Genomic DNA, 26,183 nt, shown 5'->3' on the forward strand with positions numbered 1-26,183 from the left:
AAGTCAACTTGATCAAATCTGTATATACAAACGTGCCGTTACCCATTGTTATCTAGGTGGTGTCATATAGTTGCCACCACCCAGAATGGAGCGCCAGTGCGGCAGATTGAACTGTCTACTCCTGACGGGTTAACGACCTTACGACCTCTTCTAGACGATCAAGGTTTTCTTCATTCGCCGGAACAACAAGTTTTTTTAGCTTGTTCAGTTCCGCCGCCGTCTCGAACCTTTGACAAAACGTTACTTTGGTTTTGCCCTGGATATCCTCAAAATCAGCAATTATCTGAAATTCATGTACAGGGGAAAGATGGCGTATAACCATTCGTTCAGGGCTGCTGATTTCAACAAACATGCATTGATTCGGATAATCCACACCGTTTGGACCATGCATGATGAAAGTCCAAAGCCCGCCTGGCCTGGCATCAAATTGTTGAAACGTATTCGTGAAGCCTTTGGGCCCCCACCACTTAGCAAGCAGCTCTGGAGTCGTCCAAGCATTAAAAACAATTTCGCGTGGTGCATCTATGAGACGGGTGTGTACCGTTTCATTGCTGCCTTCATCATTCGTTGTGCTGGAGCTGTCATCATTATTTAACATTGGGAATTCCTCCGATTCATAGGGTAGTTTCTTTGTGAACTTCTTATTTATTTCCGAACACCTCCTTTGTTGACGCTGATCATTTACCGGTATCTTTACTATAAAACATTACGTAACGTCAGGTGCAAGTATAATTTGTAATTTGAATTATATTCATGTGAGTGGACCATGATGGTTAAGTGATCACCAAGAAATTAATGAAATCACTCATTATTTTGAACGATTGGGTATATGATAAGGATGCGAAAATATCAGGAGTTTTGCTGCTAGAAGCGGATAAATCCGATCCGTCCAAATACGTACAAAACTCCGTAAGTCAAAGGCTGAAGGATGTCAGCAAAGCTAATCCTGCTTGGGTACGACAGATTTGCGGCGGTCGCAATCCATATTTTTTAAAATCCTGCTTCGTCTTTTGCATGCATTTGTGTTATCCTTATGTATTGCGATGTGAAAAAACGATTCCGGTATCAGCAAGATAGCTGGATCGATAAAACTGATTTAGGGGTGGTATTCTGAGAAAGCAAAAGCCAATGTCATTTGAGGATCTGCTGAAGGATTTACAAGGCCAAAAAACGATTCAGGAAGACCCGAACCATGTTTCATTAGACAAATTGTTTAATGAATCGTTCATGAGCAAGCATTCCAGCTTCAAGAGCTTTGACGAGTTTTTAGAGAAAGGCAACTTTCAAGTAAAGACACAAGAAGATATTAATAACATTCATGACGAGCTTTTTGATCGGCATGTTGTAAGGGAAACGGATTTTGCTAGTTGGAAATCGATGCTGGACACGGCGAATGTCGAATATTCCAGTGAATCCTGAGCAGTGAGGTACAGAGCAGATAGGGAGTAAGTAACCACCTTTTATCTGCATGGACACGTTGAAAAGTCAAGCTGAAGCTATGCTTGGCTTTTTTGTGTTTTCATGTGGTTTCCCTGCATACGCGGAAGCACGTTGAATGGTCCTCACGTATATTGATTAAAAGGATCAATGAGAGGATGGAAGGTTGCATGAATTTAAAACTGTTGGAGTATGGTTACAGATTTCTGCAGGAGAATAAAGGTATGCAAAAAATGTTCAAGGATATGGAAAAATTGAACAAGGAAATGGATATAATAAAAAAGCATGCCAAAAAAATCAATGAAACGAAAGGTAAGAAATGAATTACGAGACGAACCTGCATAAGTCACCCCGTATGATCTTGTCCTAAATCAATTTCCTCCGCATAAATATGTAGTAAAGAGGAGCGTGAATACAATGGACAAGAAAATAAAGCAATATTACCAACTGAAGCAAAAGCATAAAGAGATAGAGCAAGAGCTGACAGAGCTGCGCAGCGATATTTTGAATCATTGCACAGAGCTTGGCGTATCCAGGCTGGAGGTTGGAAGTTACTTGGTGAAGGTTGTGCTTCAGGAGCGTAAGGAATACGATGATAGCAAGCTGTACGAAGCGCTGCCTGATCCGGAGGTATGGCGTTTGCTCTCCAAGGCGGATTCCTCCAAGATCGCCAGTCTGCTCAAATTGAACGTCATTACAGAAGATAAGATTAAGGATACCTTTTCGATTAAGAATATCTCGCTGCTTCAAGTGGATAAAAAGTAGGACGCGTGTAAGTGCTATTTCAACAACACACGACTTCAACAGCGGCTGCAACCCCATAACCGTGTCCTCCATAACGCATATAAAAGGCCGTTCCGATGATCAGTCACGGACGGTTTTTTGCTGTATGTTCAAATGCAGCAACCAATGAGATTTAGAATAAAAACGCATTCATCTGTCGTTTGCCGGGAAGGAATGTGTTATGCTCGGGGAAGAACCTATATTGAACCAACAGGTGATCATATTGATAGGATGGATATCCCGATTTCACGATTTAAAGCTGCGCACGAAGTTTTTGCTTTCTTTTATTGCTGTTATACTGGTCACTGTGCTGCTCGTTGTCGCTGTCATTTACCAGGTCTCGATCAAGACGATCAAAAGCAATACCTCCGTCTACTCGCATTTTCTTAGCCAGCAAATGGGCATTAATCTGGATAAGCGGACACGCGATTTTGAGACGTTTGTGTTTCAGCAGTTCAAAGTGTCCCGCTTAAATCTCCCTGGTGAGGTGGGCAGCCAGGAGTATGAGGTTGAAGCGTTGTTCCGTGGACGTAACACGAATGATTTCATAGCTGGCTTGATGCTGTCGCAAAATTATTATCAATCCGTCCTGTTTTATGATGAGCAGGATCGGCTGTATGTTGCGGAACGCTCCGCCGGGCTGAACACACTCAGCAAGCTGCCAAAGGGCTTAAATGTAAACGCTATCAAGGAGAGGCGAGGCCGAGCCTCATGGCTTCCCGGCGGATCGAATCTTGTTTTTATGGCCAAGTCGCTGTACAGCGGAGAAAGCAGCGCTTACGCCGGAACGGTTATAGTCGGCATCGACAGTGAGCAAATCCGCAGTATCTATACGACGGTGGACGAGCTTACGCAGGGCAGCGTGCTCGTCCTTAACGAGGACAATGAACGATTGGTCCAGGATGAGCCGATGGAATCCACGATCCGTTACTTTATCCAGCAGCGGTTGTTTGAGCAGACTGCGGATAAACAGCCAACCTTTGAATTGAACGGCCGGGATTATATATATACGATTCTGGAGATGCCTTATGAGAAATGGAAAATTATTCAGATTATTTCCGTGGATGAGCTGACCCGTGGTACGGTAGTGATCCGTTTTTGGACATTTACCGTTCTGATTGTGGCGCTGCTGCTAGCATTTGTGATGGCGGCCTTCCTCTCCAGACGCATCACCGAGAACGTAGGTTTGCTGCTGCAGAGCATGAGCCAGCTGTCCGTCGATTTCACACCCAGATGGATCGTACCCAAAAGCCGGGATGAATTCGGTCTGCTGGCTGACAGGTTCAACTTGATGACGACCCGCATCAATGAGCTAATTAATACGGTATATAAAGAGCAAATGATGAAACAGCAGGCCGAGTACCGCACCCTGCAATCGGAATACAGGACACTTCAGGCACAGTTCAATCCGCATTTTCTGTACAATACATTGGAAACGATTCACGGTCTTGCCAAGCTGAAGGGCGACGAGCAGATCGGGGAAATGGTATACCTGCTCGGTTCGCTGCTGCGGGAGAGCATCAGCAGGAAGGGCGATGTGATAGGGCTCAAGGACGAGGTTGCCTTTGTAGCGAAGTATTTGGAGATACATCGGATTATGTACGAAGATAAAATCGAGGTCGGCTACGAAATGGCTCCGGATGTGATGGACTGCTGGGTACCCAAATTTATTTTGCAGCCGCTTGTGGAGAATTCGATTGTGCACGGTATCGAAATGAAACCGGGACGAGGCTTTGTTGGCATTATGGCCTATAAGGATAGAGATTCGCTGTTTCTGGAGGTGGCGGACAACGGAATAGGTATGGATGCAGCGACTGTCGAGGTGTTGCTGGAGGAGGATGCAGGCGGGGCAGCGGCCAAACCTAACCATACGCGGGTCGGACTGCTCAGTGTGCATAAGCGGATCCGGATGTTATATGGAGAGCAGTTCGGGCTTGAAATCAGCAGCCGGATTGGCGAAGGAACCAAGGTGCGGATTCGGCTGCCTGTACTGGAGGATAAGGAGGTAGAGACAATTGAAGAAAACGGTTGTGGTGATCGACGATAAGCCGATTATTCGCAGAGCTATTGTGCAGACGATCAAATGGGAGGAGCTCGACTGTGAGGTTGTAGGTCAGGCGGAGGACGGTATTGAGGGCCTGGCTCTGCTGGAAGAGAAACGGCCGGACATCGTCATCACCGACATCAAGATGCCGGGTCATACGGGATTGGAGCTGGCGCAATGGATGCGCGAGCATGTACCGCATGCCAAGACGATCCTGATCACAGGCTACCAGGAGTTTGAATACGCCAAGCAGGCGATTAAGCTCGGGGCGTTCGATTTCATCGTCAAGCCGATCCATAATCAGGAGCTGTCAAGAATAGTGCGAGCGGCAGCGGATAAAGTCGAGGAGGAACAATCGGTTCTCCGGCAATCGGCGCTGCTGAACGACGAGGTATCCAGACTGGTGAAGCGGCATTCACATTCGCTTCCCGCCCTGCGGGGACAATGGCTGGAGAGGCGAATTAACGGGACGGAGGAGGCTCTGGAGGCTCGTGATGCGCAGCAGGCGATGAATGAGCTTGGTATTGAATACAGCCGCTTTGTCCTGCTGGCTTTCAGGCCTCTGGCTGGTAACGGACCACGCTTTGAAAAGCCAGCCAACCGGGAGGCATTGGCCGAGCTTGCCGCCGAATGCTGCCGCAAAGAGGGCATGGGCACGATCACGCTGTACCAAGGTGGCGATCTGATTGTGATGTGCCAGTTCGACCGTGTTCCGATTGCCCGTGAGGTCAGAAGGAAATTGAATACTGCTGCGGTCGAATGGCTGTCTATGGCGAAGAAAACGGCAGGAGCCGAATTTCGTGCATCCTTTGGCTCCGTGTACCGGCTGTCCCAGGAGCTGGAGCAGGCATACAGAGAGGTTAGCGCGCTGCTTGACTCGGGTTTCTTCCGCAGCGAGGAAATGATTTTGTCAGCGGAGAGCGAGCAGGCCGCCAGAACCCAGGTCAAATTTTCCGTGATGCAGGATATTGAACGCTTCGAGAAGTCGATCGAGCAAATCCCGATGGAACAGCTGGTTGAGGAAACGAAGCGGATCGTTGGGCAAATCGGCATATATGCCGAAGGCAATATTACGGTAGCCAGAGGGCTGCTGGCGGAGATTTGTTTATCTGCAGCCCGTTATTATTTTCATGCGACAGGTGACGAGCTTGGTCTGGGCAAGAGCATCGACCAACTGCTGGAGGAGGTATACCGACTGGACAGCCTGAAGGAGGCGTCGGATTATATGACGGAGCTGGTAACCCGGATCCGTGTCAAGCTCGAAGGTGGAGAGAAGGAGTATAGTCTGATTGTCAAAAGCATTATGGAGCATATTCATGAACATTTTGCCGAGGCCGTTACGCTGACTTCGGTCAGCACTCATTTTGGCATCAGCTCGGGTTACCTCAGCCGTTTGCTGAGAACGGAGACCGGCGAAAATTTCGTCGATATTTTATCCAGGGCGAGAATCAAAGCGGCCAAGCGGCTGCTCAAGGACCCCAAATATAAAGTCAACGAGGTCGGGGAAATGGTTGGCTACAAGGAGTACGCGTATTTTTATCAGGTATTCAAGCGGATCGAGGGAAGCTCACCCAAGGAGTTCAAAAATAAAAAGTAAAGAAAACTAATAAAACCTTTAAATATTGATATGGTAAAGGTCGACACCCCGATTTACAGTAGGAACAAGAGATGAAGGAGTGGAACAGGATATGAGCGGGAGATCGGATCAAGAGGAAATTTGCACACATTTGGGTGACGATTACGATCGTTATCTCGGCGCCATTGTGCCGCCGATATTTCAGAATACGCTGTTCACGCGCAAGACCATGGATCACGGCTACACGTATACGCGTGTGGCGAATCCAACCACGGAAATCGCCGAGCAGAAGATCGCCGCATTGGAATCGGGCGAAGCGGGACTGTGCTTTTCTTCGGGCATGGGAGCGATCAGCGCTGTGCTGATCAGCCTGCTCGAGCACGGCAGCCATGTAATTTATCCGTTAAACGTGTACGGGCCAACGCGTACGTTCATCGCGGGTTATATGTCCCGCTTCGGCATCGAGGCTACAGCCGTGAAGGGCTCCGATCTGCAGGAAATTGAACAGGCGATTCGTCCGAACACGCGGGTGATATATTTGGAAAGTCCCTTGTCCAATACGTTCGAGCTGCAGGACCTGCGTGCTGTTGCGGAGCTGGCGCGGGCCCGTGGCATCACGACCGTTATCGACAATACGTGGGCGACTCCGCTGCTCCAGAATCCGCTGCTGCTGGGAGTGGATATTGTGGTTCATTCCGCGTCCAAATATTTGGGCGGTCACAGCGATATCCTTGGCGGTGTGGTTGTCGGTGGCCGAGAGCGGCTTGCCCGCATCAGCCGTGAGGAGCGCGGCTTGTTCGGAGCGGTGATGGACCCGCATCAGGCATGGCTGCTGATCCGCGGGCTGCGGACGCTGCCTGTGCGCATGCGGCAGCACGAGGAAAGCGCGCTGCGGATAGCGGCCTTTCTGGAGGCGCACCCGTGCGTCGAGCGCGTGCTGTATCCCGGCCTGCGCAGTGATCCGCAGTACGAGCTCGGTCAATCCCAGATGTCCGGGTACTCGGGACTGATGAGCTTTGTACCCAGGTGCGATACCGACCAGGTGCTTGGGCTGGTCAAGGGGCTGCGCCTGTTCGAGGAAGGACCGAGCTGGGGCGGTTTTGAGAGCTTGATCAACTCGCCCGGTCTTTGGCTGGATGAGGAAACGTCCGTGCGCCACGGTATTCCCCGGGGGCTGCTGCGAATTTCGATTGGCTTGGAGAATGCCGATTCGCTGATGGAGGATCTGGATCAGGCGCTGCGATCAGTGTGAGCAGATGAGCAACGGATAGAGACGTCCTACGGGACGTTTTTTTATGTGAAACGGGCTTCAGCAACTTATCGAGGAAGTTGAAAAAACTAATAAAAAGTAAAGATTGCCGCATTTAAACCGCTTACAAATTATTTTATACTTCAATTACTAATAACGAAGCGAATCAACCCCCACTGAAAGCGTTACCAGGAAGTGGTAACTCATATCGACAGAATAAGGTGTCAAAGCTGGGGTTGTGCAGAAAGGAGAGACGATATGGAGATTCACACTGCGGCTATCCGTGAAAGGGAGGTCGGCAAAAAATCGAGTCCTCGTATTCGGGAGTGGAAGAAAAACTATGATTTGTATTTGCTTCTTCTGCCGGCTGTAGCTTTTTTTATCATTTTTGCCTACATTCCGATGGTAGGGCTGATTATTGCTTTTAAAGATTACAATATTTTTCAAGGCGTGTTTGGCAGTGAATGGTCCGGCTTGGAAAATTTCAGGGAAATGTTCTCGATTCCCGAGTTCTGGCAAATGATCCGTAACACCCTGCTGCTTAACGTGCTCGGTCTGGTGGTCGGATTTCCGGCTCCTATCCTGCTCGCGTTGATGCTGAATGAAATCCGCTCCAAATATTTCAAAAATATTTCCCAGGCGCTGCTCTATCTGCCGCACTTTATGTCATGGATCGTACTGGGAGGGATCATCTACGCTGTACTCTCTCCGAAATATGGAATCGTCAATGCGATTATCCGCTGGCTCGGCTTCGGAGAGATTTATTTTATGGCCGATAAAGCATGGTGGGTCGTGGTATATACCCTGGCTGCCGTCTGGCAGAGCGCCGGATGGGGCACGATCATTTACCTGGCGGCGATGACCGCCATTGATCCTTCGCTTTATGAGGCCGCTTCTATCGACGGGGCGGGACGTCTGCGCAAGATCGTCAGCGTCACCATTCCGAGCATTATGCCGACGATTATTATTTTGTTCATCCTGGCGATCGGACATATGGTAAGCATCGGTATCGAGCAGCCGCTTGCACTGGGCAACCCGGTAGTCAATGAAATATCCGAGGTGATCAGTACGTATGTGTTTGCCGTAGGGATCAAGCAGGGTGAATTCGGTCTGACGACAGCCGTCGGTCTGGTACAGTCGGTCATCAACCTGACACTGATTCTTACAGCCAATTACTGGGCTAGAAGAGCGGGAGGCGAAGGCTTGTGGTAAATGGCAGACAAGAAAGGAGGAAACTGCATGGCTGACACTCAAAGCACAGCGGCCGGACAAAGGTCCAGAAAGCGTCTTTATCCAATCGGTGATATTTGCTTTAACGTGATCCTTTACGGTGCGCTTACTTTTTTCACTTTCCTTTGTCTCTTTCCGTTTTTGAATACGCTGGCTAACGCCTTCAGCAGCAATCAGGCGATTCAGACGGGTCAGGTGGTGCTGTGGCCAATTGGCTGGCAGCTGGATGCGATGAAATCGATTATGACGGACGTTACAATTATCCGCTCGCTGTTTATTACGATTTATATTACCGTACTGGGCACGGCGCTGAATTTATTGTTTACGGTCGTTACCGCTTACCCGCTGTCACGGCGTGATTTGAAGGGGCGGGCGGTGTTCATGAATTTTATGATCATCACGATGCTGTTCAGCGGGGGAATGATTCCAACCTTCCTGCTTGTGAAAAACATGGGCATGCTCAATACGTTGTGGGCGCTGATGATACCCGGACTGATTAGTGCATTTAATGTCATTATAATGAAGAGTTTTTTTCAAAGCTTGCCCGACGAGCTGAGAGAAGCCGCCATTATGGACGGCTGTGGCAATATCCGATACCTGATCCGGATTGTGCTTCCCTTGTCTGGCGCTTCACTTGCGACCATCGGATTATTTTATGCGGTAGGCAACTGGAATGCATATTTCAACGCTGTTCTGTACATCGATAATCCCGATCTTCATACGCTTCAGGTTAAGCTGCGCAATATTTTGCTGCTATCGCAGATGGACACGTCGCTGGAAACGATGCAGCTGCAGCAGAGCAAGCTGAGCATCATTCAGGAGTCGCTGAAGGCATCGGTCATTATTTTCGCTACGGTTCCGATTCTGATTGTGTACCCGTTCCTGCAAAAGTATTTTGTTAAAGGCTCATTATTAGGATCCGTAAAAGGCTAGAGTTGTATACGATGCGGTAGGCTGCCTGCAGCGCCTGTCTTCATATAAATCTGTGACAGACAACAAGGAGGAAACGACTTTGAAAGCAACATTGAACAGGGGACTTAAGCTTTCTATGGCAGCTATGCTGATTCCAAGCCTACTGATTGGCTGTACGGGAGGTACCACTCCAAGCGGCTCCACGGCGGCTACTGGCGATGCCAATAAAGCTGCCGATCCGGTTAAATTAGAGAAAGTCCGGGTATCGCTCTGGGATCGTTCCAACTCGCCAAGCGGCGAAAAGCTGACCGATTCATTGCTGGTCAAATGGATCAAGGAGAATGCCAAAAAGGAAGGTCTGGACGTTGAGTATGTCACACTGCCAAGGTCTCAGGAAAGTGAGAAGAACAGCACCTGGATGGCTTCCGGTGAATCGCCGGATATATTGATCACGTACGACTTGAACGCGATGTTCAAATGGGCCGAGCAGGGTGGCTTATGGGAATTGGACACCCTGCTCGATAAATACGGACCCGATATCAAGAAGCTGATCAAGCCTGCACTGGATTCCGCGGGTACGTATAAAGGCAAGCGTTACGCCATACCGGCTATGCGGATGAGCACGGCGGTCGGTCCCTCCATGAAAATCCGTCAGGACTGGCTTGACAAGCTGAATATGAAAGCGCCTACGACGCTCGATGAGCTGTATACGGTATTGAAAGCGTTTAAGGAAAAAGATCCTGGCGGTGTAGGAAAAGACAACGTGGTGCCTTGGGCGATCCCGGCGATTAATCAAGGGATGAAAGCTTTCTTCTACGGTCCGATGTGGGGCGCGGGCGTTGCGATGGACGGTCCGAAGACCGAGGTGTATATGCCGACAGGCAACTATACCGATGGTGTGTTCCATTCCGCGGTTGATCTTCCCGAGGGCAAAGCGTTCTTCGCCTTTATGAATAAGCTGTACCGGGAGGGCCTGTTGTCCAAGGAGTTCGTAACCGATGTCAACTCCCAGCAGTATCAACAGCATTATACGTCAGGCACAGCGGGCTTTATTGATTCCAATAATACGGTCTGGGAAATGAATGTTGAGACGAGAAAGACGGTACCAACTGCTACCTGGGTAACGGTGGAGCCGTTCAAGAGACCGAATGGTACCCAGCTTACCTCGCTTGAGTCGCAGTTCGGGCTGCTTAATCTAATTCCAAAGTCAACGAAAAATCCGGAAGCGGCCGTCAAGTTCCTGAACTTCCTCGCCAAAAACGTCGCGGTCGTGCAGAGTGGCCTGGAAGGCACGCACTATAAAGTCGATAATGGCGTGCGTACCGTGATCGATCCGGCCAAAAACGTCAAGGAGATCGATTGGTATTTCAATGACCTGAATCTGCTGACTCAAGGTTATATGGGACCTCCTACGAAGGAGCAGATTTTGCAAATCAATGCGGCTGATCCGAAGAAGGAAGAGATCGCCAAACTGATGGACCCTTACTATCGCATGTTCGAAAAATATGGAAAAAGCTATCCGGTTTTCGATACGCAGCGTAAGGTAGCCGAGAAAAACGGTGTGAACATCACTAAATATTTGTACGAGAAATTGTCCAAGGTGATTATCGTTCCGAACTTTGACCAGGAGTGGGATGCTCTCGTAGCCGGCTGGGAGAAAAATGGCGGGCGTGAGTATGACAAGGAAGTTACCGAAAACCTGAAGAGCATCAACTGGAAAACGACCAATAAATAGGTAAAGACAGCAGGAAACAGGCATACGACAAGAAGTGAGAAGAGATCTGCCAAGTAGTGCAGAGGAGGAGGAAGAAGGAGCTTGTTCTCCTTTCCTCCTCTGTCTATTTATAGGAACTACAGGCTGTGCGATAACAAGATGAAGGAGCGAATAGGAATGAACGGTATCCCGTATAACAGTGCTGCCGAGATCAGGGAATTGATTGATCTGCAGGATCATAGATTGGATGAGGAATTGGCCAGATTTCACGATGAACAGGTGCATGGGAGGAAGCTCAGCTCCCAGGGGCTTGAGCTGGGCAGACTGGCGCTGATGCTTCCGCTGTACTGCCAGCCGGATTCGCGGTATTACCACAACAGCGAGCTGCTTGCGATACTTCATGAGCTGGCTGCGGCATTTCTTGCGATCCAGCTGCCAAGTGGATCGGTGTCGTTGTACAACTGCAATATTGATTCACCGCCGGATACCGCGTTTACTTCCCATCTGGTTGCTTTGCTGGTAGAGCTCGGAAGACGCTTCGGCGGTGAGGAGACGGCGGCAATCACGGAGACGCTTGAGTTGTTTATGGAAAGGGCGCAGGACAGCATGCTGTACGGAGGCATCCACACGCCGAACCATCGCTGGGTGCATGCCTCTGCGCTTGCCAAAATGCATGAGCTGTTCGGCGGAACCGCATTCCGGGACCGTGCATTTCAGTTTTTGAATGAAGGTCTCGATATTACTGAATATGGAGAATGGACGGAACGCAGCAATGCGATATACAACGCCATCTGCGCTTATTATTTGCATACAGTCGGACGAACGTTCGACTATGAGCCTGCCTTTGAAGCCGCTCAAAGTACTTTGGTCATGATGAGCTATCTGCTTCATCCGGGCGACACGATTGCGACCGAATATTCGGGGCGCCAGGATCTTGGTCAGGTGGCGAAGCTGGATGACCGTTTTTATGCAGCCTGCCATTTGATGGCAGCACGCAGCAAGGACCCGATACTGGCAGCGTTGGCCCGCACTGCCGACCGGACGTCGTCGAAGGGCTCGCTCGGTTTAATCCACTGGATGCTGGAGCCGGAGCTGATGGAGCTGCCGGGTGACGAAACGCCTTTGTCCGACAGCTACACGGTATTGTTCGGGGAAAACAATGTGGTACGGGTACCGGACCGTGTGCCCTATCTTGGTCCCGTTGTGAAACATCCGCATGGAGCATCAGTACTGCGACACCGCAGGGGCAAGCTGAGCGTAACCGTGATGGCAGGCCAACAGGAAATGATGTATATCCAATACGGCCAAGCTAGAATGCCGGCATTGAAATTGGGTGTCGGCTGGTTCGGTATCGGAGCGGCTGCGTTCCCCGGTATCCGCAAGCTTGCGGAGGATACGTACAGAATGGACGTTGAGCTGGAGGGTTGTTATTTCCAGCCGCTTGCTGAAGAGCATACGAGAAATGCCAAAGGGATGTATGTCAATATGCCGAATCATCTGCGTGAACGTACCGATATTCTTCATTTGCGCATCGGGGTTGAGGTCAAGCTGCTTGACGATGGCGTTGATGTGCGCATCGTCTCGGAGGAGAGAGCCGGCATCTACCTGCAGGCCATCTGCATGTTTGATGCTCATGGACAGCTGCAAGGTGATGGCCTTGAGCATACAGCGCCTTCCATACAGCGTTTGACTGAGGGTGCTGCCATCTACAGCTGCGGTGAAGACCACATTCGCATTGAAGAGGGTGCTTTGGAGCACTTTGAAGTTTTCATGCGCAATGATGTTATCAATAAGGAAGCACTTAATTTGACTATGAACTGGGTCACGCCAGCGGATCGCATACTCCGATTCCGATTTTTTTCGGAGCCTGAACTGCACTGAACCATAGTGAACCAATAAGAATGCTCTCCATGATTCATTCCGGACGTTTAGTCTCTGAGGAACGAATTTTTGGCAACACGTATAAAATTGTTGGCGGTAGTCGAGAGACTCCGTCCTTTTTTATGTGCTACCACATAGCTGCGAGTCGTATTTTCAGCCAAGATACGGCAATATGTGGGTTGCTCATCAACAGTCAATGATCCAATCAAAATTTCCGGGACGAAGCCTACCCCCATTCCAGTGGCCACCAAGGAATTGATCGTATCCCAGTTCATCGTTTCAAAAACGATATGTGGCGTGAAGCCAGCCTCATTACAGAGGCGATGTCCCATCGGTGTGAACTTTTGCTCCGTTTTAAGAAAAATAAACGGCTGATGCTTGGCCAACCGCAAATCTATAAAAGGCAAACCAACGGACATGGCAGGTGTCAAATAAGCGTTAAGCTCATTGTTCTTCGGAATGGCAAATAAAATTTGCTCCTGATAAATATGTTGATACTCGATCTCTTTATAGGAAAAAGGAAGAGGGATCATGCAAAAATCAACCTCATCATTAATGATCAGCTGCTCCAGTGTAGCGGAATGCTTCTCCATAATGTCTAATTTGACTGAAGGGTACTGTTTGCTAAAGGCGGGTATGATCCTCGGGAGGTAATGGTAGCTGTAGAATGGAGAAATGCCAATGCGTAGGTTTTCCTCTCGCGTGTTGGCTATTGCTGAGATCTCCTGGGTTAATCGCTCGCTTTTGTTCATAATTTCGCTTCCCTCTTTAATAAACACCTCTCCGGCTTTTGTCAGCTTGACCGTATTGTTTTCCCGAAAAAATAGAGGGGTTCCCAGCTCCTGCTCCAGCTTTTTGATACATTGGCTCAAGGCTGGTTGGCTGATCGAAAGTTGTTGAGCAGCTTTGGAGAAGCTCAGCTCTTTGGCTACAGTGAGTGCATACTGAATGTCACGTAATTGCAAAAAGGCTCACCATCCTTATAATATTTAATTATAGGTTTATTATATAAAATTATTTAATAGAGATCAAGAATCGATATTTACATCATTTTTCAAGTAAATATATGGTAATATTTGCTCTTAATATCATATATAGTATTATTATAGATCAAAAAAGACTGAATTTCTGTTTTACAAAACGTTAACTTGATCTGTATTCATTATCACTTATAATAAAAATATATAAGGAAGTCATTAAATCGATGTGAGGTGATGCTATGACAGTCAGGAAGCGAAGCGAGAATACGGCGGGATATGTACTGTTACTTCCTTCCCTGCTCATTTTGTTAGTTTTTGTAATCATTCCCATTTTTTATAGTGCAGGCTTAAGCTTACTTTCGTGGGACATGATGAGGCCGATGCCCGAGTTTATAGGATTAAATAATTATGTGAGCTTATTTCAAAACAAAAGCTTCTACAACTCGTTATTTCGAACGCTGCTTTACACGATCATGACAGTTCCAATTTCCATGATCCTTTCGCTTGGATTCGCATTATTGCTCGACAAGGGACTTCGTTTGGCACTATCGCTATACCGGTCGTTGTTCTTTGCCCCTATAGTCACGTCTACAGTAGCGATTTCTGTTGTATGGATGTTTATTTATCACCCTGACTACGGCATGGCCAATGCGGCTATGAAATGGCTGGGACTGGAGCCACTGCGCTGGTTGAACGACACCAAGACGGCGTTAATTTCTTTGGCCATAATGGCAATCTGGAAGCACATCGGGTTTTGTGTCGTTATTTACTTGGCTGGCCTACAAGGGATTCCAACAGATGTGGAGGAAGCGGCCAAAATGGACGGTGCAGGTCCACTGCGAATCATGCTAAGCATTAAGCTTCCATTACTGACGCCAACAATCTTTTTCCTACTTATTTATTTGACGATTGAGCAGCTGCAGACCTTCACGCAAATCGACGTTATGACCAAGGGAGGTCCAGCCGGAAGCACAGAGCTTGTGGTCATGCACCTGTGGAATTATGCGTTTGAGCGCTTCCAGATGGGGTATGCCTCAGCCATTGCCATGGTATTACTAGGCATTATTCTCTTGCTGACTTGGGTGCAAATGAGATTAGTTGGCCGCAAAGTGCATTATCAATAAATGACGGAGGCGTAAACAATTGGATCATTCAACCAAGCTAGTAAGCCGTGTCTCTCCTCAAGGTCATCGAATTAAAAGTCTGCAAAATTCATCAACGATGATTAAACAAGCCGCATCCATTCTGAAGCATCTATTGCTGATCAGTGCGTCACTTGTGATGGCATTTCCATTCATCTGGATGGTGATCAGCTCGCTGAAGATGCCGGATGAAATATTTGGCGGAGGGCTGTTAAGCATGCCGGGCTCCTTACGCTGGAGTAATTATTTGCAAGCTTGGCAAAGTGCGCCTTTCGATCGCTTTTTTATGAATAGCGTGTTGGTATCCGTCTGTACGGTTGCGGGTCAGGTAATTACGTGCAGCATGGCCGCCTATGCATTCGCATGTGTTGATTTCAAAGGTAAGCAAGGCTGGTTTCTCCTATTCATTGCTACAACGATGATTCCCTTCGAATCGACAATGATCCCATCCTATTTGGTGGTCAAGTCTTTGGGGCTTATCAATACGCACCTGGCGCTTATTATACCGAGCTTGACGAGTGTGTTTGGCATCTTTTTGCTAAGGCAATTTTTCCTTACAATTCCTAAAGATCTGCTTGATGCGGCCAAAATCGATGGATGCTCTCATTTCACAACTTTATTCCGGATTGTGCTGCCCTTATCGCAAACCATTTTAGCTACCGTCAGTCTGTTTGCTTTTATTAATTCGTGGAACAGCTATTTGTGGCCACTGCTCGTGACGAATACGACGCAGATGCGTACGGTGCAAATTGGTCTTAGATATATGATCGATAAGGAGCTCGGAACGCAATGGCCGCAACTGCTCGCTGCCTCTACTTTTGTCATCCTGCCGATTCTGGTGTTGTTCTTGTTCCTGCAAAAATATTTTGTTCGTGGTATCGTCACTAGCGGATTGAAGTAACCCATCAGGTGGCTTGTCGTTTCTATTGAATCCTAATTGAAGCTAATTTAATCATACAATAAATGAGGAGATGAACAAGATGAAGAAGAAAGTATTAGTGACGATGACAGCTTTATTAGCTATTCTATCTGGTTGTGGAGAGCAGCAGGGGAGCACCAGCACCTATGAGACTCCAAAAGGGGCAGCTGCAAGCGGACCGATCACGTTGAAGCTGTGGTCTACGGAAAAAGATTTACTAAAAGGCTACATGGATGCGTTCCAAACGGCTAACCCCAATATTAAGATCGAAGTTGAATTCATGGGTGATTATGATGAAATGGCCAAAAAGGTTCAGGCAGGTATCGTATCCAACAGTCTGCCTAATGTCGTTCAACTGGGTCAAAGACATGCGATTCCGCAAATCGCGGACAGCGGGAAGCTGTTGCCGATCGAAAGCTTTATGTCCAAGGAAGAGATCGCACAAATTTTACCCGGATTTTGGCAGCGGTACACGTATAAGGACAAGAAATGGGTGATTCCGTTCCAGAGCAGCACTCCGGTCATGTATTACAACAAAACAATGTTGGAGAAACAGGGCTTAAAGGTGCCCGATACGTGGGATGAACTGATCGAAGCGGGGAAAAAGGTGAGCGGCAATGGCGAATGGGGGCTGAACTTAAACAGCGATAGCCCGTGGTATTTCCAACCAATGGTATGGAATCGTGGAGGGCAATTGATCAAAGCGGACGGTACGCCTAATGTAAACAGCAAAGAGGTTGTAGAAACGCTAAAATCGATACAAGATGCTGTACATACGTCCAAAATCATGCCGCAAAATCAAATTAAAACCTCAGGTGAGGATTTTGCAGCGGGTAAGCTGGCTATGTTATTCCGCTCAGGCGCATCGCTTGCTGCTTTGAAAAAGCAGATTGGCAATAAGTTTGAAATCGGAGTAGCGTATTTGCCAAAGGTCAATCAACGTTGGGTACCGATCGGAGGCAACGGACTGGGTATTTTCAAATCGGATAAGACTCATGAGGAAGCGTCATGGAAATTAGTGTCCTTTTTGACGAGTCCGGAGATTACAGCTCAAAACTCAATGAGCACCGGATATATTCCTGTCAGTAAAGCAGCTTACGAATTGCCTGATTTCAAGCAGCACTTGACGAAAGATCCGAACTTTAAAGTGACCATTGATCAAACCCAATTTTTACGCGCAGAAGGCATTCATCCTGCTGACGCACTCATTTGGTCCGGTATTGTCAATGCGATTGAGACTGTACACAACGATGCCAAGGCTGATCCGCAAAAGGTCATGGACGCTCTGCAATCCGAAGTTATCAATTATATGAAATCATATAAATAAAAGTCAAAGGTGTGAATAAATCAATGATTATGAATATTGCTCACAGGGGAGCGTCACATAACGCGCCGGAAAACACATTGGCAGCCTTTTACAAAGGATTGGAAATGGGAGCCAATGGCTTGGAAACCGATCTTAGAATGTCCAAAGACGGTGTTATTGTTTTGCATCACGATGAATTGCTGAATCGCACGACCAACGGCACGGGGCGTCTTTCCGATTATACATGGACAGAACTGCAGCAGTTGGATGCAGGTTCCTGGTTTTCTGATCAGTATGTGGGGGAACGATTAGTGAGTATGGATGCATTTCTTTATGCTTTTGGTAATAAGCCCATCCATCTGGCGTTGGAGCTGAAAGAATCCGGGCTTGAGGAAGAGCTTATCTATGGATTAAAAAGACATGATCTCATTGAAAAGGTAACCATTACCTCTTTTGACTTTGAGAATTTGCAAGCTGTTCGGCAAGCGCATGGCTCCATTCGGTTAGGCCATCTGGTTCGTCAATGGGATAAGAATCATTTGGAGTTGTTGAAGGAGTATGGAGTTATCCAACTGTGTCCCCAGGCAGATACCGTGAATCTGGAAGGAGTCCGCTTGTTGAAGCAGCACGGTTTTGAGGTTCGGGCCTGGAAAGTAGCCGATGATGCATTAATGAAGCATTGTCTCGAATGTGGCGTGGATGGCATGACGGTTAATTTTCCTAATCAATTAAACGAAGCTCTTCAATCCAATGTGTACTCTTCATGATTGCTTGCTGTAACGAAGAGGGTTCACGGTAGTTGAGATGTGCCACGTTGTAAGCAATTATTCAATTCATAGTTCAATATCCAAGGACTGCCATGTGGTAGTCCTTTTTCTCTGCTAATAAAGGTACTGTGGACCATCTTAACTTATCCGTCGGGTGTAACCATATAAAAGATCACTTGCCAGCCCCCAAGGATGACGGAATGTCTTTAATCCTCGGACACCGACTTTCTCGATTTCCGCAAGCCGTAAGAAACGTTCGCGCGCATGGCGTGATAGGATTCAGGTGAAGAACGGCCTTGGCCAGAGCCGACCAACCGGCAAGAACTGCTCGAAGCGTTGGAATGGAGCATGCCTCTCGCCGAGAGCAAGCTTCGGGAATGGGGAGAAGACGGGCTAAGGGATATCTGGAAGCTCGTCAGCAAGGGGGAGACCGTCTTGGAAGCGCCCCGGATCGACAGGGTGCGCACGCTGATGTTCAATCACGTTTATCATCATCGGGGTCAGTTGACGGTCTATCTCCGACTGCTCGGAATACCGGTTCCAGGGATGTACGGCCCCAGCGCGGACGAACAATAACGGTGATTCAGTGAATGACTCTAAATTAAATCTGGGTTCTACGAATAAGAAAGCAACATTACAAAATTTACCTTGTGTTATAACTATCGTGTACGTATTAGACACAAGAGGAGATTAAAATTATGACTAGATTGAAGGGTAAAGTTGCTTTGGTTACGGGTGCAAGCCGCGGGATTGGACGTGCCATTGCGACACGTTTAGCGCAAGAAGGTGCATTAGTAGCTGTTCATTATGGCACGAACCGTGAAGCTGCAGAAGAAGTAGTACATGATATCGAGCAGAATGGAGGGACTGCATTCACGATTGGTACGAAACTTGGTTCTTCAGAAAGCATACAGACACTTTATAAGACATTGGATGAATTGTTGAAAGAAAGTACAGGTGACATTCACTTCGATATACTAGTGAACAACGCAGGGATCGCCCTAGTAGCCCCAATTGAGGATACTACAGAAGACGCATTCGATAAAATCATGGAAATCAATGTAAAGATGCCATTTTTCCTGACTCAACAAGCTTTGCCACGTTTACGAGACGAAGGTCGAATTATTAATTTGTCATCCTCTATAACAAGGATTTCCCTGCCTGCCATTCCCGTATACAGTATGACCAAGGGGGCAATCAACACACTCACGCTCGCTTTATCGAACCAACTCGGCCCACGTGGAATTACGATCAATGCCATCCAACCTGGATTCGTTGCCACGGATATGAATGCTGCAATGCTGCAAGATCCTGCCTCACAAAAATTTGGTGCTGATTTTTCTATCTTTGGAAGATGGGGCCAACCAGAAGATGTCGCGGATATAGCTGCTTTTCTAGCTTCTCCCGACAGTCGCTGGGTAACCGGGCAATTGATCGATGCCAGTGGGGGCTCTCATTTGTAAAGTCATCAGGAAATAGGATGGATCTTTTTGAAGTTCAAAGTGTTATCTGGCCTCTTCTTGGTATAGGATTTTTAATGTTGAATGGGAAGGTAAGTACGTGGGGCAGACCGCCGATGCGGTCTGTTTTTTCATTGAACTATCTGGACACGCTAACACAACGGAATTTCATTTGTTACTTCTCAGCAGCCGCTAAAAAATCGGCAACCTCATCAAACGAAAAGGCAGGTTAATGCCGTATGGAAAGATGATGAATATTTGAGCTGAAAACGTTACTCTATAAGGTTCACCAAGGTCTAGTTCCTGTTGCATATGCTACAGGTTTTTTTATGATTTGACATGCAACTAAAAAGTTGCATATAATGGAGATATGGACAAACTCTTTAAAGCACTTGCCGATGGAACACGTAGAGAATTACTCGACCTCTTGTTCGTCAATAACGGGCAATCCTTGGGCGAACTCTGTAAACAAATGACAATGAGTCGTCAAGCTGTTACTAAGCACCTTCTGCTGCTGGAAGAGGCAAATCTAGTTACTGTCGTTTGGCAAGGCCGCGAAAAGCTTCATTATCTTAACCCGGTACCTATCGGGGAAATTTATCAACGTTGGATCGGTAAGTTTGAGCGTCACCGGATTGAGGCATTGAACACACTAAAGCAAGCCTTAGAGGAGGATTCTAATCATGAATAAAGCTTCATTCGTTTATGCGACTTACATCGCAACCACACCCGAGAAGCTATGGGCAGCCCTAACTAACAGTGAATTTACCAAGCAGTATTTTTTCGGTCGTGAAATCGTTTCGGATTGGCAAGTTGGTTCCAGCTTTAAATTGATGAATAAAGATAAGGTTGAACATTATGGTGAAGTTCTTGTATGTGAGCCGTATCGATTACTCACTGTTACCTGGAGTGTCAAAGACGTTGAAGGAGAGCGAATTTCTAAGGTTACATATGAATTAACACCCATGACCTCTACGATAAAACTGACGCTTCGACACGAGGATTTATTAGAAAAGGATATTCGCAAAGATGAAGGTAAAATGGAAGGGTTTAACAACGGATGGCCTGCCATCCTCAGTAATTTAAAAAGCCTCCTCGAAACAGGAAAAACCCTTCAAGTTTTTTAGTTTCACTTTGGTTTAGGCTAACCTCTGGAAGTTCCCGGCTACGAAGGACAGTTATCATTCGGCAATGTGAGGTATGCGAATTTAATACGGAGCGGACCTTAGAAGCGATTCTATAGGTTCGTTTTTTTTCTGCTATTTTATTTTTTTTGAAAATTGGACTTTTCAGTGGCCTCCGAAGTTTGAGCTTGGTTTTTTTTGGAATCCCACGCCATTCATGTCACAAAATATATCCGCTAATTGTCTGAGATGACTAACAAAAAAAGAAGCTGCTCATTATTAATGCACATCCCAAAGTGGACTCTGATTCGTCCGTAAGCCTACAAGTACTTAGGCATTTTCTGGAGACTTATAAAAACTTAATCTGGAAGGGCCCATTGAACAAATCGATTTATATCGGAAACTGAGTTCACTTCATAAAGGAATTACAACACTTCTTGCCTATTCTGATGAAAAAGCTGATTACGTGTACAGCTTGCTGGAGCGAGCAAGGCAAAGTATACAACTTGATTAATCAGGGGCAGTTTATTGAAGTAACGGGCAGATTTCTTCAGTAATGAATTTGCGAATGGATGGAAAATAGATAATTAAAGGGAATAATTAAAATGATTAGCTTGAACCTCAGGGCAATACCAATAGAATTCCGAGTACGATGATAATAATAAATAAGTAACGTTCGAATTTTCCAGCAGGAATTCGATTATTCAAAAAAACACCGAGTGCGGTAGCTATAAGAATAGCCGGTAAAGAATAAGCATAATAAATTAATGCGTCAAACGTCCATAACCCGCCGAGTGCATGTCCTGTAACAACAAGAACGCCAGATATAAGAAAATGAGCTTGCAATGTTCCTCGAAAACGATCCGGATTCCATCGTCGTAATGTACCGTAGACAACGACCGGCACACCATTAAAATTATAAGCACTGCCAAGAACTCCTGAGGCAAATCCGAACGGTAATACCCATCCGCGATCATTAAGTAATGGACGTTCGATTGCCCGAGAGAGAATCTTCTTAGTTAAAGAGTAACATCCAAAAGCAATCAGAAAAATTCCAAGTCCAAACGTAATCACGATTGCAGGAGTAAGATGAAGTAAAACAAGGCCGAAGGGGATTCCGATTACGGTAGAAACTGCTAGTCGGATCAGGACAGGGCGCTCAACATGACGCCATCCGCTGAAAACGGTTAGTAAAGCAACGGTTAGCCCCGCTAACCCGATTAGAGAAACCGAAGTTTGCAGAGTGATCGGAAGTAGTGCAAGCAAAGGCATGCTTACTATTGCTTCTCCGAAGCCAAACATAGATTTCATCAAGGCACCAACAAAAACCGCAACGACAACCAGCACAATAAGGGTAGTTGTCATTGTACAATATCCTCAAAGAAACTAAATTTTATATTTGGCAGTTTTAAAATCCTTGTATTGAAGTCAAAAATTCGCACAATAACACCCTCTTCGTTTATTTTACATTATATTAACATGAGTGAAATGCAATTAAAATACAGATTTTAACGCATGTAATAAGCTCTGTAATCGTTTGAAATCAATCAGACAAGGTTCCTATACATAATTGATGAAAAAACGTATTAAAATTAAAATTTGGGGGTGTGAGACGGATCTGATTCAGAGTGCTTTTGCAGGTATAAGCCTTGATTATTAAAGGGCAGGAATGTTTAATAAATCCTCTCCCTTGCAGCTAGGAACAGTCGTTCATTATTATTGACATAATCGAACTTAGGACTGGAGTGAGAATTATGAACGTGCAATACACAATTTCGAATATTGTTGACAGCTTAAAACAAGTCAGAGGAATAAGTGCTCTGGTTCTCGGCGGTTCAAGAGCTAGGGGGACTGGAAGCCCTAACTCTGATATTGATATTGGTATTTACTACGATTCCGAAAAAGCGCTGGACATTACCGAGCTTCGTCGGGCTGCTGCTGAATTGGATGACGATCATAGAGAAAACCTAGTGACAGAAATAGGCGGCTGGGGACCATGGATTAATGGTGGTGGCTGGTTGAAAGTTAATCAAATTCCAGTTGATTTTTTATTTCGTGATCAAAATAAAGTGTCACATGTTATTGAAGAATGTGTCATGGGAAATATCACAATAGATTATCAACCGGGACATCCCCACGGATTTGCCAACTCGATTTATTTGGCTGAGATCGCGTTATGTAAAGTATTATGGGACCCCTCAGATCTTATAGGGAAACTGAAGAGTAGAACAAGCCCGTTCTCACCCGTTTTTCAAGAGGCAACCATCCAAAAATTTTTATGGGAGGCAGCCTTTGCTCTCGATAATGGATACAAAGGCATCTACAAAAAGGATTTATCTTATATCGCTGGATGTTGTTTCAGGTCGGTATCCTGCTTGAATCAGGTTTTGTTTGCAATTAATGAAACCTACTTGATGAATGAAAAGGGGGCTGCTGCCATTGCCGATTCATTTAGTACAGTGCCAAGCAAATACGCCCAGAGAATAAATGAGGTTTTCACATTAATCACGGAAGATCAAGAGTGTTTAAAGAAGGCTATCAACATGATTCGTGAGCTTATTCAGGAAACAGAAAATCTAATGAAAACCAAATCGTGATTGAATTAACGAGAAACGAGAGTGCAGGAGTTGCTTGTAGTGGCTCCTTTTTTTATTTCCGTTGAAGTAAGAACTGTTTTGTCGAATAAGTTGTAAATTTAATATTGTAAAGTAAGAGCATTTCTTTGTAATGAGAAATGCTTTTTATTTTATGAAAAACGATATTAATTTATTGTTAAACGATAAATAATGTGGTAAATTAAAAACTGACATTAAATAAGTGAGGTGCACTTTATGAAACGAGGAACAACACTCTTTTTGAAACTGGCTGTTATTCTTATTGGAATCTCAATTCTTGCTTTTTGTATATTTTTAGTGCCCAAGATTGGGAGTTTTGCTGGAGAATTGTATCCAGAAATGGCTTATATGAAATCTCTCGTCTTAATCGATATGTACGCAGCAGCGATTCCTTTTTACTTTGCTCTGTATCAAGCTTTTAAACTTATAAGCTATATTGATGTGAACCAAGCGTTTTCGGAATTATCGGTAAAAGCTTTAAAGAATATAAAATACTGTGCCATCACAATCAGTTCCTTGTACCTTTTGGGTATGCCACTCTACTATCTCATGGGGAAGAGAGTTGATCCTCCGAGTTTCATACCAATGGGATTGACCATTATTTTCGCCTCTATGGTGATCGCCGTTTTTGCTGCTGTTCTCCAAAGACTTTTACAAGAAGCTATTCATATAAAATCAGAAAATGATTTAACGGTTTGAGGTGGAGCATATGGCAATTATTATTAATATTGATGTGATGTTAGCAAAACGAAAAATGAGCGTAACGGAGCTTTCGGAGAGGGTTGGCATTACAATGGCCAATCTTTCCATTCTGAAAAATGGGAAAGCAAAAGCGGTTCGTTTTTCAACATTAGAAGCGATATGCAAGACTTTGGATTGTCAGCCAGGTGATATTTTGGAGTACAAAAGTGACGAAGACACTCAATAAAAACAGAGAACAAATTTATTTAACTGACGGGTCTCGACAGCTGAATAAAGGGCATTTGAAAAAACGGCTTTTGAGTGCAAGTCCATAAACAATACCTCTACAGCATCGTAAGAAATGCTCTACAAGTCATTTTCTTTTTATTGGCCGAAGGTATAATCTTCGCATGAAAGGGGAAAGTGGTAAAATAGGGCATTTCTGTTTGTTTGATGCGTTATCGCGTTTTTTGTAGACACCACGGGGTAACATATAACAGCTGCCTCACTCACTTCAATTGTCCATCAACGCCTACCGCTGAACCGTTTGATCGCTTCCTCGGTCACCGGCGCGAAGAGGTTAATCAGGTTGCCGTCGGGGTCGCGAAACAGCACAGCACGGTTTCCCCACGGCATCGTGGTTGGTTCCTTAACCCACTCGTCGACAAATGGCTTCAAGCGCTCGTATTCGGCATCGACATCGTGGACGCGGAACTCGATGATGACAGTGTGATTGTCGGCCGCCACTGCGGAACCAGCGCCGAACAGTTGCACCGTCTGGGAGTGGCCGATCGCCAGGGTGCACGATGGCACAACAAGTTCGGCAAAGACAGGCGCGGGGCGTTCCGCAGAAACACCCATGACTTTCTCATAAAACTCGACGAGACGATCTACGTCGTCGGTTATAATGCGTACAGAAGCAAAATTCACGAGATACCATCCTTCCTATAATAAATGACACAATACCGCATCCAATCATTTTGGGCCAAAATACTTCGCATTTATCTCCCACTCCTTTGTGTTTACTTACTCCGATTATAAAAAGACGCTACTGACAACTGTATGTCAGTAGAATTTTAACATTTTTCGAGCTTACTCCCGAATTCGCTTTTGGAATGCGTCCGTACACGATATGGAAATTGCCGCGTTCCCCGATCTCAATCTTGGTATAGTTGTTCAGCAAGTCCATTTCGGTCGAATAGCCTTACGGTTTTGAAAGCTGCCTTGGTTACATGATCACAAAATAAGTGATTTTATACAGATTTCCTACCCCTTTATCCAAAATATGGTACTATTTAGGGTAGGAGGGAAAACAAACATGTCATTATATGTAATCGGGCAAATTGTAAATTTCATATTTTTCTTATCTCCGTGGGCAGCAATATATCTGCTCTATCGCTTTTTAAAAACGTACGAGTCGAGAAAAAGAACAGACGAGGAACTACATCGTAAGCTCGACGAAATACACAAACAAGTTGCTGAAATAAAGGAACATATGAACTATAAGTTGTAAGGGTAGGACACCTGATCAAAACACCTACTTTGAAAATCAAGGTTATGATTGAAAGGATAGAGTAGGTAAAAAGAGTACAGAAAGCTGAACAAAAATAGATGAATTTAGGAGGATTGAATATTGAACAAATGGATTGGATCAGCAGGCTTACGTGTGAATTCTGAAAGACAAATACATACTGTTTTACAAGGTAAGCCAGAAGAGGAAAAACGATGGTCGGTGCCTTCTGGAGGTAAAGAAAACGAGGAAACTTTAGAGAAGTGTTGTATTAGGGGAGTCTTTGAAGAGACTGGTTACCAAAGCAAAATCATTCATAAAATCAAAGAAAAGCAAGGGTCACATGGTCCCGTGGAGTACGAAATGACGTATTTTGAGGTGGAGATTATTAATGGACAGCCGACTATCCACGATCCTGATGGACTCATACATGAAATTGCTTGGAAAACAGTGGAGCAAGTAAAAGAACTTCAGCTATCCTTTCCTGAGGATAAAGAATTTTTATTGAACTATATCGAGCAAAAAGATTGAACTGACGAGGAACAATAGTTGAATAAACATCAGATTCGCGGCTATCTTAATAATTCGGCAGCCGCTTTACGCAAACTGGTAGTTTAATGCAATCATATGGAAATAGTAACCCTATTTTATTATATAATGGATGTCGATAATGATCCTATCCAGGAAGAGGCAGTCAGATTGCAAATGCTTTAAGACCGACCAAGGAGTAGTGGGCGGCCATGGGAATGGAAGCTCGGGAAATTTAAAAACGCGATAAGCGCACCCTCTTTATGAACTTTGTAGAGTGCGCGCTTTTTGTGCTGATTTGAAAATAAATCATGGAGTATTATTC

At 45.8% G+C, this 26,183-nt stretch carries 26 protein-coding genes and 2 pseudogenes; 24 read left to right on the forward strand and 4 right to left on the reverse strand.

The window, feature by feature from the left end; all coding sequences use genetic code 11:
- Positions 1-115: 115 nt before the first annotated feature.
- Positions 116-598, reverse strand: coding sequence for an SRPBCC family protein (locus tag NST47_RS05930; protein ID WP_341154308.1), 483 nt, complete (start codon positions 596-598; stop codon positions 116-118).
- 197 nt (positions 599-795) lie between these two features.
- Here NST47_RS05930 and NST47_RS05935 point away from each other — a divergent pair, with 197 nt between their 5' ends.
- From NST47_RS05935 to NST47_RS05985, 11 genes are all read left to right on the forward strand, one after another.
- Complete coding sequence (locus NST47_RS05935; RefSeq protein WP_341154309.1) at positions 796-1,077, forward strand: hypothetical protein; 282 nt, start codon at positions 796-798, stop codon at positions 1,075-1,077.
- A 51-nt stretch (positions 1,078-1,128) separates the two neighbouring features.
- A complete protein-coding gene (locus tag NST47_RS05940) occupies positions 1,129-1,419 on the forward strand; it encodes a hypothetical protein (RefSeq protein ID WP_076235675.1) in 291 nt (96 codons plus the stop codon).
- 188 nt (positions 1,420-1,607) lie between these two features.
- Positions 1,608-1,760 (forward strand): hypothetical protein, encoded by a 153-nt coding sequence (locus tag NST47_RS05945; protein WP_341154310.1) that lies wholly within the window; start codon positions 1,608-1,610, stop codon positions 1,758-1,760.
- Between the two features lie 94 nt (positions 1,761-1,854).
- On the forward strand, positions 1,855-2,202 hold the full coding sequence (locus tag NST47_RS05950; protein ID WP_341154311.1) for a hypothetical protein: 348 nt from the start codon (positions 1,855-1,857) through the stop codon (positions 2,200-2,202).
- Between the two features lie 220 nt (positions 2,203-2,422).
- Positions 2,423-4,267, forward strand: a complete 1,845-nt coding sequence (locus tag NST47_RS05955; protein WP_341154312.1) for a sensor histidine kinase — start codon at positions 2,423-2,425, stop codon at positions 4,265-4,267.
- Complete coding sequence (locus NST47_RS05960) at positions 4,236-5,861, forward strand: response regulator transcription factor (RefSeq protein ID WP_341154313.1); 1,626 nt, start codon at positions 4,236-4,238, stop codon at positions 5,859-5,861. Before NST47_RS05955 ends, NST47_RS05960 begins: the two co-directional genes overlap by 32 nt.
- Before the next feature lie 91 nt (positions 5,862-5,952).
- Positions 5,953-7,092: a trans-sulfuration enzyme family protein gene (locus tag NST47_RS05965; protein ID WP_341154314.1), complete on the forward strand. Its 1,140-nt coding sequence runs from the start codon at positions 5,953-5,955 to the stop codon at positions 7,090-7,092.
- Between the two features lie 255 nt (positions 7,093-7,347).
- A complete protein-coding gene (locus NST47_RS05970) occupies positions 7,348-8,301 on the forward strand; it encodes an ABC transporter permease (RefSeq protein WP_341154315.1) in 954 nt (317 codons plus the stop codon).
- Between the two features lie 27 nt (positions 8,302-8,328).
- Positions 8,329-9,252 (forward strand): carbohydrate ABC transporter permease, encoded by a 924-nt coding sequence (locus NST47_RS05975; protein ID WP_341154316.1) that lies wholly within the window; start codon positions 8,329-8,331, stop codon positions 9,250-9,252.
- A gap of 79 nt (positions 9,253-9,331) precedes the next feature.
- Positions 9,332-10,966 (forward strand): extracellular solute-binding protein, encoded by a 1,635-nt coding sequence (locus NST47_RS05980; protein ID WP_341154317.1) that lies wholly within the window; start codon positions 9,332-9,334, stop codon positions 10,964-10,966.
- A gap of 156 nt (positions 10,967-11,122) precedes the next feature.
- The gene (locus tag NST47_RS05985; protein WP_341154318.1) at positions 11,123-12,826 is read left to right on the forward strand and encodes a hypothetical protein; all 1,704 of its coding nucleotides are present in this window, start codon (positions 11,123-11,125) and stop codon (positions 12,824-12,826) included.
- A 47-nt stretch (positions 12,827-12,873) separates the two neighbouring features.
- Here the strand turns inward: NST47_RS05985 and NST47_RS05990 are convergent, their stop codons facing one another.
- Positions 12,874-13,791, reverse strand: a complete 918-nt coding sequence (locus tag NST47_RS05990; RefSeq protein ID WP_341154319.1) for a LysR family transcriptional regulator — start codon at positions 13,789-13,791, stop codon at positions 12,874-12,876.
- Between the two features lie 425 nt (positions 13,792-14,216).
- Between NST47_RS05990 and NST47_RS05995 the strand changes: the two genes are divergently transcribed.
- From NST47_RS05995 to NST47_RS06035, 9 genes and pseudogenes are all read left to right on the forward strand, one after another.
- A complete protein-coding gene (locus NST47_RS05995) occupies positions 14,217-14,930 on the forward strand; it encodes a carbohydrate ABC transporter permease (RefSeq protein ID WP_341154320.1) in 714 nt (237 codons plus the stop codon).
- A 19-nt stretch (positions 14,931-14,949) separates the two neighbouring features.
- Positions 14,950-15,849 (forward strand): carbohydrate ABC transporter permease, encoded by a 900-nt coding sequence (locus NST47_RS06000; RefSeq protein ID WP_341154321.1) that lies wholly within the window; start codon positions 14,950-14,952, stop codon positions 15,847-15,849.
- Positions 15,850-15,928: 79 nt separating this feature from the next.
- A complete protein-coding gene (locus NST47_RS06005; RefSeq protein ID WP_341154322.1) occupies positions 15,929-17,194 on the forward strand; it encodes an ABC transporter substrate-binding protein in 1,266 nt (421 codons plus the stop codon).
- A gap of 23 nt (positions 17,195-17,217) precedes the next feature.
- Entirely contained in the window at positions 17,218-17,940 is a 723-nt protein-coding gene (locus NST47_RS06010; protein WP_341154323.1) for a glycerophosphodiester phosphodiesterase, read from the forward strand.
- 294 nt (positions 17,941-18,234) lie between these two features.
- A pseudogene (locus tag NST47_RS37115) lies at positions 18,235-18,516 on the forward strand (DinB family protein); the annotation flags it as partial.
- Positions 18,517-18,638: 122 nt separating this feature from the next.
- Entirely contained in the window at positions 18,639-19,403 is a 765-nt protein-coding gene (locus NST47_RS06020; RefSeq protein ID WP_341154324.1) for an SDR family oxidoreductase, read from the forward strand.
- A gap of 367 nt (positions 19,404-19,770) precedes the next feature.
- Positions 19,771-20,091 carry an ArsR/SmtB family transcription factor gene (locus tag NST47_RS06025; protein WP_076235689.1) on the forward strand — a complete coding sequence of 107 codons (321 nt, stop codon included), beginning with the start codon at positions 19,771-19,773 and terminating at the stop codon, positions 20,089-20,091.
- Positions 20,084-20,527: an SRPBCC family protein gene (locus NST47_RS06030; protein ID WP_341154325.1), complete on the forward strand. Its 444-nt coding sequence runs from the start codon at positions 20,084-20,086 to the stop codon at positions 20,525-20,527. The genes NST47_RS06025 and NST47_RS06030 overlap by 8 nt, the downstream gene beginning before the upstream one ends.
- Before the next feature lie 266 nt (positions 20,528-20,793).
- Positions 20,794-20,916, forward strand: a pseudogene (locus tag NST47_RS06035) (FMN-dependent NADH-azoreductase); the annotation flags it as partial.
- Between the two features lie 229 nt (positions 20,917-21,145).
- Here the strand turns inward: NST47_RS06035 and NST47_RS06040 are convergent.
- A complete protein-coding gene (locus NST47_RS06040) occupies positions 21,146-21,889 on the reverse strand; it encodes a sulfite exporter TauE/SafE family protein (protein ID WP_341154326.1) in 744 nt (247 codons plus the stop codon).
- 389 nt (positions 21,890-22,278) lie between these two features.
- On the opposite strand from NST47_RS06040, the gene NST47_RS06045 reads away from it, so the two are divergent.
- The 3 genes from NST47_RS06045 (at position 22,279) to NST47_RS06055 (ending at position 24,067) form a co-directional block, all read left to right on the forward strand.
- The gene (locus NST47_RS06045; RefSeq protein WP_341154327.1) at positions 22,279-23,121 is read left to right on the forward strand and encodes a nucleotidyltransferase domain-containing protein; all 843 of its coding nucleotides are present in this window, start codon (positions 22,279-22,281) and stop codon (positions 23,119-23,121) included.
- Positions 23,122-23,355: 234 nt separating this feature from the next.
- Complete coding sequence (locus NST47_RS06050) at positions 23,356-23,838, forward strand: DUF2975 domain-containing protein (RefSeq protein WP_341154328.1); 483 nt, start codon at positions 23,356-23,358, stop codon at positions 23,836-23,838.
- A gap of 10 nt (positions 23,839-23,848) precedes the next feature.
- Positions 23,849-24,067 (forward strand): helix-turn-helix domain-containing protein, encoded by a 219-nt coding sequence (locus tag NST47_RS06055; RefSeq protein WP_004434885.1) that lies wholly within the window; start codon positions 23,849-23,851, stop codon positions 24,065-24,067.
- 278 nt (positions 24,068-24,345) lie between these two features.
- Here NST47_RS06055 and NST47_RS06060 read toward each other — a convergent pair whose 3' ends face one another.
- Positions 24,346-24,750 (reverse strand): VOC family protein, encoded by a 405-nt coding sequence (locus NST47_RS06060; RefSeq protein WP_341154329.1) that lies wholly within the window; start codon positions 24,748-24,750, stop codon positions 24,346-24,348.
- Positions 24,751-25,453: 703 nt separating this feature from the next.
- Between NST47_RS06060 and NST47_RS06065 the strand changes: the two genes are divergently transcribed.
- Positions 25,454-25,861, forward strand: a complete 408-nt coding sequence (locus NST47_RS06065) for an NUDIX hydrolase (protein ID WP_341154330.1) — start codon at positions 25,454-25,456, stop codon at positions 25,859-25,861.
- Positions 25,862-26,183 lie beyond the last annotated feature (322 nt).

It is taken from the genome of Paenibacillus sp. FSL H8-0034, from assembly GCF_038000305.1.
Lineage (GTDB): Bacteria > Bacillota > Bacilli > Paenibacillales > NBRC-103111 > Paenibacillus_S.